The organism is Cyclobacterium xiamenense (genome assembly GCF_900109255.1).
Classification (GTDB): Bacteria; Bacteroidota; Bacteroidia; order Cytophagales; family Cyclobacteriaceae; genus Cyclobacterium; species Cyclobacterium xiamenense.
This window is the reverse complement of the sequence record NZ_FNZH01000003.1, coordinates 189,425-202,593: the sequence shown is the minus strand read 5'-3', so window position 1 is coordinate 202,593 and position 13,169 is coordinate 189,425. Positions and strand designations below refer to the sequence as shown.

Below are 13,169 nucleotides of genomic sequence, written 5' to 3'. Positions count from 1 at the left end.
GACAGCCAAACAAAACCTTCCGCCACTAGGGTAGCGGTTTGATTTGGATGTCCTTGTAGTAGATCACACTTTTGGGATCGTGTGCCTGCAGCGCGATGGTTCCGCTGCTCAGTTTTTTTCTGCTCTCACCGATATCACCTCTGTCTTGCGCTTCGGTAAATTCGTTGATTACCTTCCCGTTTACCTTCACCGTCACCTGATCGCCCTGCACGACGATGTGCTTGGTGTACCATTCGCCGTCTGTCACGTAGGTTTCCTTCACATCCTTGAAACTGTAAACGCTTCCGGTTTTTCTCCAATCCCCATGCGTTTGGTTTACCTGAATTTCGTAGCCCTTTTCCGGCCAGCCACCTTCCTGGAATTCGGTGTGAATAAATATACCTGAGTTGGCATTGGGCATGGTTTTGATTTGCATTTTCAACTCGAAGTTTTCGAAGTCGTGATCCGCTACTTTACCGGTATAGAATAAATGGGCTCGTGGACCATCAATTTTGATCACACCATCTTCTATCGAAAAAGAATCCGGGTTTTCACTAATACTCCAACCCTTAAAGGATTTGCCGTTAAAAAGTTTGATCCATCCTTCTTTATCCGCTTTTTGGGCGTGAAGGGAAAGGGATACAAAAGCGAATAAAGCGATACATGCAATTTTTTTCATCGAAAGTAACATTGGTTTATTGTTGAATAGATGACGAAAATACGACAATAACGGGGATTATTCAAGAAAGGCAGTCGAATCCGAATTTAAAAATTTCTACGTTCGCCCATTTCAAAACATTCTACTACCGTAGTCACTCAAATACAAATTTATACACCTACTTACCAGTGTTTTATAGCCGATTTAGAATTAAATGAAGCAGGTGGCTACCCTTCGCGATCAAATAAAAAATATTAGATTTTTGATTTTAGAATAGTCACTGTATTTTAGGGAAATTTTTAAAAAACGGATACATGAGCCAGGAAGAAAAAACCACTTACTCCAGGGAGGAACTTCAGGAATTTGAAGTACTAATCAATGAAAAGCTTGCCGTAGCAAGGGAAGAGCCTGGGCAACTGAAACGATCCCTTAGCAAACAAAACGACAGCGGCACGGACAATACTGCCTCCACTTCTAAAATTCTGGAAGACGGTGCCGATACGTTGGAAAGGGAAAGCCTTAGTCAACTGGCAGCCCGGCAACAAAAGTTCATCATCAACCTTGAAAATGCGCTCAGACGAATTAAAAACGGGACATACGGGGTTTGTGTGGATACGGGCAAACTCATTAGCAAAGAACGGCTGCGGGCCGTGCCGCATACCATGCACAGCATTGAAGCCAAATTAGCCAAAAAATAATTTTGGATTTTTTACACCGACACATAGAAGCCCTGGTATTTTGCTCCTCCGATCCCCTGGGATTGGAGGAGATTCAAAAATGCCTGTCCGAGATGTTTGAATCCGATATTCCTGTCGAACACCTTGAGGAAGCCCTGCAGGCCCTGCAGGAACAGTACCAAAGCGATACCCACGCATTTAGCCTCGAAAAAATTGCCGGAGGCTATCAGTTTTTGACCAAACCGGCCTATCAGACCAGCATCGCCATTCTCCAAAAGCACCAATCGCAAAAACGGCTGTCTACCGCCCAATTGGAAACACTGTCCATCATTGCCTACAAACAGCCGGTAACCAAATCTGAAATCGAACAAATACGCGGTGTGAACTGCGACTACTCTGTTCAGAAACTCCTGGAAAAATCCCTGGTCGCTATTAAAGGAAAGTCCGAGGGAATTGGCCGCCCCTTGCTTTACGGCACCAGTCCAAAATTTATGGAGTATTTTGGCATCAATGACCTCAGCGACCTACCCCAGCCAAAGGATTTTAAACCCGAAGAAAACGAAATTGGCGATCAAAAGGAATGATTTTCCTCGATTTTTAAAATTATCCCGTAAATAAATCCTAAATTTGCAGCCGCTTTGAGCGAGGACAAGCCCATTCAAGTAGGGCTTGTGCATTACATATACCGTTTAACTACAGCAGCGATGCTGCAATCACTATGAAAAAGTCCAATACACCCTCGGGTGATTCTGCGGGAAAATCCAGTGGGAACAAGCGTACTTCCGAAAAAACGTTCCGCTCCGGAAAAGGCAAAATACAAAAGCCTGAAAATACCCCTGCTGCGACAAAAAGCGAATACAAGGGACGAGGAAAGAATCAAAAACCCATTTACGGAGAAGCCGAAGCGCGTGAACCAAAAAAGAAGCGCTTTCAAAAACCGTATTCACCGATAAAAAAATCTGGAAAACCCGGTAAAAAAATAAAAACCGAAACCCAGCCGGAATACGATCTTTCCGCCATACAAAAGCAAGCTCCGAAAGAAACGGAAGCAATCCGACTCAACAAATACATCGCCAATGCGGGCGTTTGTTCCCGAAGAGAAGCAGATACCCTGATTGAAAAGGGGGAAATCACGGTGAATGGTCAGGTAGTCACGGAATTGGGCTTTAAGGTGTCCCGGAAGGATAAGGTGACCTGCCGCGGAAAGTCCATCCGGCCCGAAAAACCGGTCTACCTCTTGCTTAACAAACCCAAAGATTTCATCACTACGACAGACGATCCTTTGGAACGAAAGACGGTCATGCACCTGGTAGAGGGGGCTTGCGAAGAACGCCTGTTTCCGGTCGGAAGACTGGATCGCAACACCACCGGTTTGCTACTCTTTACCAATGACGGTGAACTCTCCGCCAGACTGACCCATCCGGCCTACGAGATAAAAAAAATCTATCAGGTGACCCTGGACAAACCCATCGCCAAAAACGATGTGGATGCTATTCGGGAGGGTGTGACCCTGGAAGATGGCCCAACACAGGTGGATGACCTGCAGGTACTTTCCCTGGATAAAACCATTTTAGGGCTGGAAATCCACTCGGGCAAAAACCGGATCGTTCGTAGAATCTTTGCCCATTTCGGGTATGAAGTGATAGCACTGGACCGGGTTACCTTTGCCGGACTGAGTAAAAAGGACATTCCCCGAGGGAAGTACCGTTTCCTGAATGAACGGGAAGTGATCAACCTGAAATTCATGAATAAAGGAAAAAACAAAAAACGGCTTAAATAAGCCGTTTTTTGTTTTTGGGGCAGGATTTGGTTACCTTATTGTAAAATTAGACCAGAAACCATGAAAGCCATTTGGAACGATAAAATCCTCGCCCAGTCGAACGACACGATTTTTTTAGAGAATAACCACTATTTCCCTCCGGAATCCCTAAACCGGGAATTTTTTAAGTCGTCTAACCACACCACCGACTGCCCCTGGAAAGGCCGGGCCAACTATTACACCATCCAAATCGGGGAGGATAGCAACCGGGATGCAGCTTGGTTTTATCCCGAACCGAAAGAAGCCGCAAAAGAAATAAAAAATTACGTGGCTTTTTGGAAGGGCGTAAAGGTAGAAGAATAAGCCTTTATGAAGGAATTTGACGCCATTATCATCGGAGCTGGCCAATCAGGCATGCCCCTGGCCAAAAAAATCAGCGCCAAAGGCCTTTCGGTCGCGCTGATTGAAAAACGAGCCATCGGCGGTACCTGCATCAACGACGGTTGCTCTCCCACCAAAACCATGGCCGCTTCGGCCCGCGTAGCCCATCTCGTCAGCAGGGCAGGCGATTTTGGGGTGGACGTTGGAGCTTATACCGTCAATCAGAAAAACGTTAAAAAGCGAAAGCACTATATTGTCGACCTGTTTCGGGGCGGTGCCGCCAAAGGTCTGGAAAAATCCGAACAGGTCACTATCGTTATGGGAACGGCTATTCTTCAATCCGATCGACGGGTACATGTGGAGCGCGAAGGGCAATCAGACCTGGTACTGTCCGCAAAGAAAATTTTTATCAACACGGGATCGGCTCCCCGAACTCCGGAAATTGAGGGGCTGGCAGACTGCCCCTTTCTGGACAGCACGAGCATCATGGAGCTGGAAGAGACACCGGAACACCTGATTGTGTTGGGAGGAGGCTATATCGGGTTGGAGTTTGGTCAGATGTTTCGTCGGTTTGGGAGTCAAGTCACCATTATGGACATGGCATCACGCCTAGTTCCTAAGGAAGATACAGACGTTTGTGAAGAGATATCCTGTATTTTCAAAGAAGAACAGATCGCTACCAAAGTAAGTATTGAAGCTAAAAAAGTCAGCTTTACGAATGGGAAGATTACAGTAGCCTACGAAGATGCAGAGGGGAATGGAAGCGTCACTGGTTCCCACCTGCTGGTAGCAACCGGCCGAACTCCAAGCAGTGGGGCGCTAGGGCTGGAAGCCGTCGGCGTGACCCTTACGGATAGCGGCCATATCGCAGTGGATGAAAACTTTGAAACTTCCGTACCGGGAATTTATGCCTTGGGGGACGTGGCAGGAAGTCCCCCTTTTACGCATATGGCCTACCACGATGCCTACCTGGCCTTTAACAGAATCTACGAAGGGAACACCAGCCTGTCTAAAAAAGATCGCCTCGTGCCCTACTGCGTCTTTATCGACCCCCAGCTAGCGCGAATCGGACTAAATGAGGAGCAGGCAAAAGCAAAAGGAATCCCTTACCATACAGGCAAGTTTTGGATGAAACATGCCGGGAGGGCCCTGGAAACGGATGAAACAAAAGGCTTTTTTAAGGTACTGGTAGACCCTGAAAGCCGGCAAATTCTCGGGGCCACCATTCTGAGTATGGATGGCGGTGAGATCATGGCTGTAATTCAAATGGCCATGGTTGGCAAGGTTCCCTACGACCAGATCCAACACTTGCCGATTGCCCACCCTACCCTGGCCGAAAGCCTGAACAATTTGATGGGACAAGTCAAAAGTACCAATGGATAGCATTTTTTGGTCAGATGACATTCCTGATTTTCCTTTAAATACTTGCCGGAACAGATTTTTCTCTGTGGCACAGGAAGCCAATCCCCTGTTGGCGGTCAGCGAGGTGTTTTTAGGCCATATGGCCAACGTTCGCCGCCTGGTAGCAGAGGGGAAATTATTGATCGCCGGTCCGCTGGGAGAAAATGTGAATCGGTATAGGGGGATCTTTATCTTTGATGTAGCATCGGAGCCGAGGAACTGGGTGGGCAGTGAACCTGCTTAGCACCTATCCTATAGATATACAGCCTCCCCTGCTCTTCTCGGGTCTAAGGGAAGGCGTCAGCTCGAGAACAGTTGGTCTTGTGAAGACCTCCAAATCAGGTTCAACCCCTGCCGGGGTTGGTGATAATCGCTAGTCCGGTAGCCTTGGGCTGCACCCTCGGTTATTGGTGTTCAGGCCCTTCAAGCCTAGGATAAATTAGACAATCAGTCGGAATTGTTTTGGAAGCGGAAACAATTTTACATGGTTCCAGTCAAATCAGTTTACTGGATATTTCAAGGTATATCCGAACAAGCAACTAGCGAATCGAATCATCGATCTTCTTCCCTCTCCATCAAACTCTTCCCCGACTCCGAAGCCTGAAGGGCTTCAACAACAATAACCCCGGGCGAAACCCAGGGACTGCCAGAATCCATCCTTCACCCAACCCCGGCGGGGGTTGAACATCGTACTGCCAACCTACTGGCCTACCCGGTTGTTCAATCAATCAATTCTAATCCAAGAGGTTAAGCCCTCCGCATGCTAAAAATAAATGCGTTCAGATTGCAAAATCAAAAATCTATACTGAGCCGAACAAATCCCAGCTCATCTTCCATATTCTCAAAAATCCAGATGGCACCGTCCTTGACAAAGTAGGTTTGTGGAATAGTGGTCAACTGGGGCACGATGGCCTCCGTTATCATCTCCAGGTTTTTGTCAAACACTGTCAGGTAAACCCGAACGTTTGTAGCAGACAGGTAAAACCAACCATCCTTCTCAACCGTTTCGACGTCTGCCTGATAGGAAAACCGGTAATATCGGGTAGTGACTTTGTCCCAAAGTAACCGCTCAAAATTAATCTCGGCCGTTCCGGTTGCCCTTATTCGCTCCATCGCCTCATCACTTTCTACCTGCTTGGGATAGTAAGGCGTTTTTTGGTTGGGCGTCAATCGACTTTCATAGGTTTTCACTAGCAAACTATCTTTCTCAGGAAGGTATACGTACAATTCATTGAATACATTATTGCTGATTACGATACTTTCTCCTTCCGTTTGAAGCATAATCTGAGATACTAAAAAACCACTAACCTGCCCCCCGCTGAATTGTGTCACATGGTATTCTTCCAGCTTATCAAACGCCGGAAGTGCCAACTCGGTAACTGTACGATCGGGCACATCCACTTTTATCAATTGCCTGGACTTGGCCGTCCAGTCTGTTACAAAGCCGAAATACCGGTTTTCAGAACCGGAAATTACCGAGTTAATGCGAAAACGATTCCCTCCATCCAAAATACCTGACTGGTCCAGTACCTCCTGAATTTTCACTTCCTCTAATTTCTCTCCTTTGAAATTAAAAATCGCCGCATGCTTCAGGGACCCCGCCACTAAAATGCTATCTACCCCCAACAGGAAAAAAGGATTAAAAGAGCCGGTACCCTGAGGTCCTTCCCTTTCAAAGGGAATTTTTTCAACGAACTTTAATTCATCCAGGTCAATTTTTTCCAAGGCATGGTCTGTCGGGTTGTAATTATATAGAAATAGTCCATCGGCTGACAATTCAGCGTTCCCCAGATTTGCCCTGAGGTAAAGAATTTCGTCTCCCGGATCCACCAAAACGGTATCCAAAGAAAAAGACAGTTGCCGTTGTTGCCCGAGATTTCTTTTTTCAGGACTTCCGCAGCCTACGATTAAAAGTAGAATGATAAAAAACCCGAATTTACTCATAGTTAGGAGTTAACTAGGCAATATAAAAAAATAAAAACAAGATTGCTCCTTAAAAGAGATTTTTAGTTTCCTTCTTTTCCATAGTATTCTTTTTTATTGGCTTCACAAAATTCCCGCAGGGAATAATTCAATAGATCCACCTTGAAATTTCTTCAATTTATCAATTAAACCTTATATTTAAGATATAAATAAGCTTCCAACATGGAAATCAAGTTTCAAACCAAAGAAGAAAGCAACCGGGAGCAACGGGAAGCATTTTTTCGATTGGAACCGAAAGACCGATTTTATCACTTTTTGGACCTTTGCGAAAATCTGAAGAAACTTCCCATCAAAACACCCGGAAAAACTCCTTCGGACAATTTTATAATTGAAATCAAAACCCATGACAAAAATCTGGAAGGAGAACATTGATGCCTTTTTACGAGAACCATTAAAGGAAGGGGTTAAAATGCTTTTGGTTAGGGGTGGTGCAGTCAATTTTCATGGCTATCAACGGCACTCTGCAGATGTGGATTTTTGGATAGATACGTCTGAAGAAAATTTCTCCAAGCTACTCCAGGTTTTTCAACGAATGGGATATGAGATCGACAGCTTTCCCGATAAAGTTAAAACCAAGCAACAAAATATATCCGTAAAATTCTCTCCTGCTGATCTAAACCTGGAATTGATTACCAATTTTCAGATTGGAAAAAGCTTTGATGAGGCCTTTGCAGAAAGCGAAAAAGTAGAAATCAGGGATCATGGAGTATTTAAATGGAATGTCCTTAATTTAAATGACCTGCTTGAAAGCAAAAGAAGAGCCGCCAGACCCAAAGATTTGTTAGATATCTTAGAGCTGAAATCAATTCATGGCATGAAATGATTTAGTTTTCATTGAGCGATACCCCGTCTGAAGGAACTGTTCGTCTCCCCAGGTCCATCGACAATCTGGCAAAACCCACTTCGTCGTCCACATTAACAAACATCCAGATCTTTCCGTCCTTGACAAAATGCTTCTGGGGCGGCATGTCGATGTCTGGTACCCTGGTCTCTGCCAGCATGTCCAGATTTTCGTCGAACAGGGTCAGGAAGACCTCAGCAGAAGTGGCTGACGGCCACTGAAAGCTTTCCGTGTTCGGTTCTTCCAATACTTCTTTGTAAGAAAACCGGTAGTACACCTTATTCTGTTCGTCCCAAACAGGAGCGGAAAAACTGATTTCTCCCCTCACTTGCCGGATGGCCTCCAAAAAACCTTCCTGGGTATCAAATTCCCTGGCCCCGGGAACCGTCTTTTCGTTTTCGGTAAGCTGACTATGGTAGGTGAATACCCGCAGGCTATCCGTCTCAGGCAAGTATTGGTAAATTTCATTCCTCAGGTTACTTCCCACTAGTATCTTGCCTCCTTCCCGGATCAGATAGCTCTGAGGGCCGGAAATCATCGAACTTTTGCCATCTGTAAATTGCAACTCAAAGTTCTTAAGATTCTCAAATTGCGGAATGGACATTGTTTTGGTACTGCCTTCGTTTAAATCAACCCGCATGAGTTCTGTCGATTTTGCTTCAAAGCTTCTAAGAAAGCCCAGGTACCGATCTTCCTGATTGGGAAAATTCATCGCAACCAGAAAAGCTTGTCTATTATCGGTTTTACCGCCATCGGTGATTAATTCCTGAAATTTCAGTTCCTTCAGCTTCTTACCATTCAGGTCGAAAATTAGCGGATTCGGAAAGGTGACGATCAGCACATGATCATTGTCCATGAGAAAAAAAGACCTGAAAAAATCCCCCGTTCCATTTGGGCCCTCCTTTTCAAAAGGCAGTTTCCGGACAAGCTTTTTTTCATCCAAATCAATCTGTTCGAAGCTATGATCGTGCTGATTGAAATTGTATAAATACTTGCCGTCCGGAGACAAATCGGAAAAATGGAGTCGCCCTGCCACAAATAACAACTCCTCTCCCGGATCAATGAGTACCGTGTCCAGGGAATAATCCAGGGAGGTACTGCCACTCAGGTTATCCATTTGCTCGCTAGCGGAACAGGACCAGAAAACGATCGGGATTATTAGTAAGGAAAAACACGTTCTCATGATTGAATTATTTTGAACTATAAAATTAAAATTTTATTTATAAAAACCTATTGGAAAGTTATTTTTATATTCACCCATTAATTTATCCCGGCTAAATTGATAGTCAGATCAACCGGATTATTTTTGAGCGATTCATTTAATTTATCCACCAATTCCTGCATAATTTATGAAAATCTTTTGTCCGCTTTTCCTGAAGGTATTTTTTTCGCTTGGTTTGCTTTTTCTGGCACTTTCCGCCGCCTATTCACAAGACAGCTACAATTTTACGAATGCCCTTTACCTGGAAAATGCGCATCGCTACGGCAGAGAGGTGTTATTTGAGGATCCGGTGGCTTTTCAGTTGGCGGATGGAACCTTTCAAAAACCCGAAGAAGGCAAGGGAATAGCAGGCTCGGTGGATGCAGTTTGGAAGACCATACAGGCCGAAGAGGATGGTAAATTTAAAGGGAGGATAAGAAGCGGGTACTTGTACCTAACCTATCAATCGGAGAAAAAGCAACATGCGCTATTGAAGGTAAGTGGAAGCAGCATGCTTTATGTCAATGGCATTCCAAGAGCCGGGGATATCTATGGGGATGGTTGGCTTTACCTTCCCATTGCGCTGGGGAGCGGGGAAAATGAGATTCTGGCCCGATTTAACGGACTTTGGTCCGGAATAGCCGCCGAGTTGCTACTCGATCAAAAGCCCGTTCTTATGAAAGTAGCGGATGCCACCCTTCCGGATATTGTCCTGGGCCAGGATAATGAAACCCTGTTGGGAGCCGTGGTAGTCATAAACAATACCTCCAAACCCATCAGCAATGCAAACATGGAAGCCAGGCTAAACGGAAAATTGGTAAGGACTCCACTTCCCACCATTCCGCCCATGACCATTCGGAAAGTTGGCTTTAAAATAAATGCCGGCGAGCTATCAGAAACGGGTGAATATGCCTGCTCCCTTGATCTTTTGCTGGGAAACAAAGTAGTCGATAATCAAGAAGTAAGCCTGGATGCAAGAGAAAGCACGGAACATTACAAGCAGACATTTGTCAGTGAAATAGATGGCAGCATTCAATATTATGGGGTGGCCCCACAGACGGATGGTGGAAGTCCTGGTTCGGCCTTATTTTTATCCGTGCACGGTGCAGGGGTAGAAGCCATAGGCCAGGCAAGGGCGTATCAACAAAAAGACTGGGGAACATTGGTCGCCCCTACCAATCGCCGTCCCAGGGGATTCAACTGGGAAGACTGGGGCAGGATAGATGCTATGGAAGTCCTAGACCTGGCCATGGAAAAATTCCAACCCGATCCCTCCCGGATCTACCTGACCGGTCATTCCATGGGTGGACATGGCACCTGGTATTTGGGGGCCACCTTTGCCGGAAAGTGGGCGGCAATTGCTCCCTGTGCCGGATATCCTACTTTGATGGGCTACGGTTCTGCTGACGGAAAAATTCCGGAAAACCCCGAAAGCGAACTGGAAAAAACTTTATTACAGGCCAGCAACCCCAGTAACACCATAGAACTGGCAAAAAACTATTCGTCGGCAGGGGTCTACATTCACCACGGCGATAACGACCGGGTAGTCTCTGTCAATTATGCCCGGCAAATGCGGGGCATTCTGGCTGCATTTCATCCGGACTTCAGCTATTACGAATATCCGGGAGGCAGCCATTGGTTTGGCAGTGAAAGTGTCGATTGGGCTCCCTTATTTGATTATTTCAAATGGCATAGCCGTACGCCAGACAGCCTGACCCATTCCATCGATTTTGCCACCGCGAATACAGCTGTTTCCTCCAATAACAAATGGCTGCATATCCTGCAACAGGAACAATCCCTGGCCTACAGCCGGGCCCACCTGGAACGCGATAGGGAAGGGTTGAAAATCAGCGGAACAACTGAGAATATTGCCGTCCTGGGCATCGATACCCGGGATTTTAACAGTGGTGCCAGGATCTCATTGGAAATCGATGGACAAGAGTTGGTTTGGGAAAATCAAAATGCCTCCACGCTCTACCTACACAAAAACAACAATAGCTGGATTCCCGGACCAAAGCCTGATTCTTCCGCCAAGGGCGTCCTTCGCAATGGTACGTTCAAAGAACCCTTTAACCACCGGATGATTTTCGTGTACGGCACGGCCGGCAACAAAGCTGAAAATGAATGGGCCTACAATAAGGCACGTTTTGATGCAGAAAGCTGGTATTACCGGGGCAATGGTGCCGTTGATATCGTTTCGGATAGGGAGTTTGATTTGGACAAATACGCTGACCGTGGCATCATCATCTACGGCAACGGCGACACCAACCGGGCTTGGAAGCCTCTCCTCGACCAAAGTCCCATACAAGTTACCCGCAATGCCGTCACAATGGGAAGCGAAGTGCTGAGTCAGGATGATTTGGGAACCTATTTTATGGTTCCCCGTAAGGACAACAACAAGCTCGGTGTCGCGGTGGTCAGTGGTACAGGATTGAAAGGTCTGCATACTGCCAATGCCAACCAATACTTTACCGGTGGAAGCGGGTTCCCGGATTTCGTTATATTTTCCTCCGAGCTGCCGGTAAAGGGCATTGATGCCATCAAGGCTGCAGGGTTTTACAGGAACGACTGGACTTTACATAGCAGGGAATAAAGAAATAGGAATAATATAAGTTCAATTCTCATGGCTAAGGGATTATAAAACCAAATTCCACTTTTCCAAAGGAAAAAATGTCTAGGATCACATTTTTTCAAAGGAATAATTGAGATAATTTACATAGTATTGAACCAAAAAATAATCGCGCTGACTGGTGCATGCATTACCTATCGGCTAATGGAGCTGTCAAAAGGAACAAAATCAGGCATTCAGGCTTAACTTGCTATTGTTCGACTGGTCCCACAAAATCCCTGAAATTCTCCTTTGAAATAACCTCAACACTGGTATTGTATGTGTTTACAAATATTGCCGGAATATTCACTCTGGCTTTTGGATTCCATTTGAATTCAAAAGCCGTAATCTTTCCATCTGACTCCTCCACGTAGTCAATTTCCTGTTGGTACCTGGTCCGCCAAAAATAAGTATTACAGTACCTTTTGTAATAATGGTTTCGCTTAAGCCTCTCTGACATTAGGAAATTTTCCCATAGAATGCCTGTATCATTTCGCAATCCAACCGGGTTAAAATTTTGAATGATTGCATTTCGGACGCCATTGTCGTAGAAATAAATCTTCCGGTTGGTTTTGATCTCGTTGCGAAGGTTACGGCTAAATGAAGTTATCGGAAAAACAATGTAGGACAATTCCAGTAAATGAATATACCTTGAAACCGTGTTCTTATCCACCCCAGTTAGCTGAGCCACTTCATTGTAGCTCACTTCACTACCGACCTGAAAGGCCAGCGCCTGCAGAATTTTTTCCAGTGCTTCTGGCTTTTTGATATCGCCCAAAGAGAGAATATCTTTAAACAAATAACTTTGGGTAATCTCATTAAGGATTTCCCTTTCCTCCCCTCTATTATTAAGAACATCAGGATAATATCCGTATATCAAGCGATTCTCCAGGTCTCTCAGGGCATCCAAATATCCTAGCGATTTCTCATATTCTTCGTAGGAGATTGGATACAGGAAAAATTCGAATTTTCGTCCTGTCAGCGGTTCATTGGTGTAATTTCGTAGCTCAAAAGCCGATGAACCGCTCACAATCAACTGAACGTTCTTGAATTGGTCGTGAATAATTTTCGCAGTAATCCCAATATGCTCTATCCGTTGTGCCTCATCTATAAAAATGATCCTTGAATTTCCTATTATGGTTTCAATCTCTTTGGTGTTTGGATTGGTCAGCCTCTGCCTTACCAATGGGTCATCTCCATCCAGAAAAAGAAACTCTCTTCCCTGTAAAACGGATCGGATAAGTGTCGTTTTGCCAACCTGTCTCGCACCGATCAGAATAATGGTTTTCCCCTTGAATAGCTTTTGGGATATCTGACTTTGCAGGCTTCTTTCAATCATGGTAATTTTTTTTGTATTCACCAAAATTACCGATTTTTGGTGAATTTATTCACTAAAAATACCGATTTTTGGTGATTTAAAGAATTAATAGGCAGGCGAATTTTTTGACTTCTTTCCGTATTAGCAAACTCCTTCCCCATGCCGAAGCCTGAAGGGTTGAAATCGCAATAACCCCGGGAGAAACCCGAAGGGGGACTGCGGGTACCCTGCCTTCACTCAACCCCGGCAGGGGTTGAACATGATCCTGCCTACCGCCTGTCCTGGGGGTGTACAGCCGCTCCTGCTCTTCTCCGGTCTAAGGGAAGCCGTCAGCTCAAGGACAATTGGTCTTGTGAAAGTGTC

Annotated in this window: 13 protein-coding genes; 9 read left to right on the top strand and 4 right to left on the bottom strand. The window is 45.4% G+C overall.

Annotated features, from left to right (window positions below; all coding sequences use genetic code 11):
- Nucleotides 1–25: 25 nt before the first annotated feature.
- Nucleotides 26–658 (bottom strand): 3-keto-disaccharide hydrolase, encoded by a 633-nt coding sequence (locus BMW71_RS10365; protein ID WP_092174794.1) that lies wholly within the window; start codon nucleotides 656–658, stop codon nucleotides 26–28.
- A 293-nt stretch (nucleotides 659–951) separates the two neighbouring features.
- On the opposite strand from BMW71_RS10365, the gene BMW71_RS10360 reads away from it, so the two are divergent.
- The 6 genes from BMW71_RS10360 (at nucleotide 952) to BMW71_RS10335 (ending at nucleotide 5,099) form a co-directional block, all read left to right on the top strand.
- Nucleotides 952–1,335 (top strand): TraR/DksA family transcriptional regulator, encoded by a 384-nt coding sequence (locus BMW71_RS10360; protein ID WP_092173300.1) that lies wholly within the window; start codon nucleotides 952–954, stop codon nucleotides 1,333–1,335.
- Nucleotides 1,336–1,337: 2 nt separating this feature from the next.
- Nucleotides 1,338–1,898, top strand: coding sequence for an SMC-Scp complex subunit ScpB (gene scpB, locus BMW71_RS10355; protein WP_092173297.1), 561 nt, complete (start codon nucleotides 1,338–1,340; stop codon nucleotides 1,896–1,898).
- A 134-nt stretch (nucleotides 1,899–2,032) separates the two neighbouring features.
- Complete coding sequence (locus BMW71_RS10350) at nucleotides 2,033–3,094, top strand: pseudouridine synthase (protein ID WP_092173294.1); 1,062 nt, start codon at nucleotides 2,033–2,035, stop codon at nucleotides 3,092–3,094.
- Between the two features lie 60 nt (nucleotides 3,095–3,154).
- A complete protein-coding gene (locus tag BMW71_RS10345; RefSeq protein WP_092173291.1) occupies nucleotides 3,155–3,436 on the top strand; it encodes a DUF427 domain-containing protein in 282 nt (93 codons plus the stop codon).
- A gap of 6 nt (nucleotides 3,437–3,442) precedes the next feature.
- Entirely contained in the window at nucleotides 3,443–4,837 is a 1,395-nt protein-coding gene (locus BMW71_RS10340; RefSeq protein ID WP_092173288.1) for a mercuric reductase, read from the top strand.
- A gap of 64 nt (nucleotides 4,838–4,901) precedes the next feature.
- Nucleotides 4,902–5,099: a YciI family protein gene (locus BMW71_RS10335; protein WP_143057603.1), complete on the top strand. Its 198-nt coding sequence runs from the start codon at nucleotides 4,902–4,904 to the stop codon at nucleotides 5,097–5,099.
- Nucleotides 5,100–5,647: 548 nt separating this feature from the next.
- Here the strand turns inward: BMW71_RS10335 and BMW71_RS10330 are convergent.
- Nucleotides 5,648–6,799 carry a DUF4221 family protein gene (locus tag BMW71_RS10330; protein WP_092173282.1) on the bottom strand — a complete coding sequence of 384 codons (1,152 nt, stop codon included), beginning with the start codon at nucleotides 6,797–6,799 and terminating at the stop codon, nucleotides 5,648–5,650.
- A 201-nt stretch (nucleotides 6,800–7,000) separates the two neighbouring features.
- Between BMW71_RS10330 and BMW71_RS10325 the strand changes: the two genes are divergently transcribed.
- Nucleotides 7,001–7,210 (top strand): hypothetical protein, encoded by a 210-nt coding sequence (locus BMW71_RS10325; protein ID WP_092173280.1) that lies wholly within the window; start codon nucleotides 7,001–7,003, stop codon nucleotides 7,208–7,210.
- On the top strand, nucleotides 7,182–7,661 hold the full coding sequence (locus BMW71_RS10320; RefSeq protein ID WP_092173277.1) for a hypothetical protein: 480 nt from the start codon (nucleotides 7,182–7,184) through the stop codon (nucleotides 7,659–7,661). Before BMW71_RS10325 ends, BMW71_RS10320 begins: the two co-directional genes overlap by 29 nt.
- Nucleotide 7,662: 1 nt before the next feature.
- On the opposite strand, the gene BMW71_RS10315 is transcribed toward BMW71_RS10320, so the two are convergent.
- Nucleotides 7,663–8,862 (bottom strand): DUF4221 family protein, encoded by a 1,200-nt coding sequence (locus BMW71_RS10315; RefSeq protein WP_092173274.1) that lies wholly within the window; start codon nucleotides 8,860–8,862, stop codon nucleotides 7,663–7,665.
- 166 nt (nucleotides 8,863–9,028) lie between these two features.
- On the opposite strand from BMW71_RS10315, the gene BMW71_RS10310 reads away from it, so the two are divergent.
- Nucleotides 9,029–11,473, top strand: coding sequence for a carboxylesterase family protein (locus BMW71_RS10310; protein ID WP_092173271.1), 2,445 nt, complete (start codon nucleotides 9,029–9,031; stop codon nucleotides 11,471–11,473).
- Nucleotides 11,474–11,699: 226 nt separating this feature from the next.
- Here the strand turns inward: BMW71_RS10310 and BMW71_RS10305 are convergent, their stop codons facing one another.
- The gene (locus BMW71_RS10305) at nucleotides 11,700–12,827 is read right to left on the bottom strand and encodes an ATP-binding protein (RefSeq protein WP_092174792.1); all 1,128 of its coding nucleotides are present in this window, start codon (nucleotides 12,825–12,827) and stop codon (nucleotides 11,700–11,702) included.
- Nucleotides 12,828–13,169: the final 342 nt, after the last annotated feature.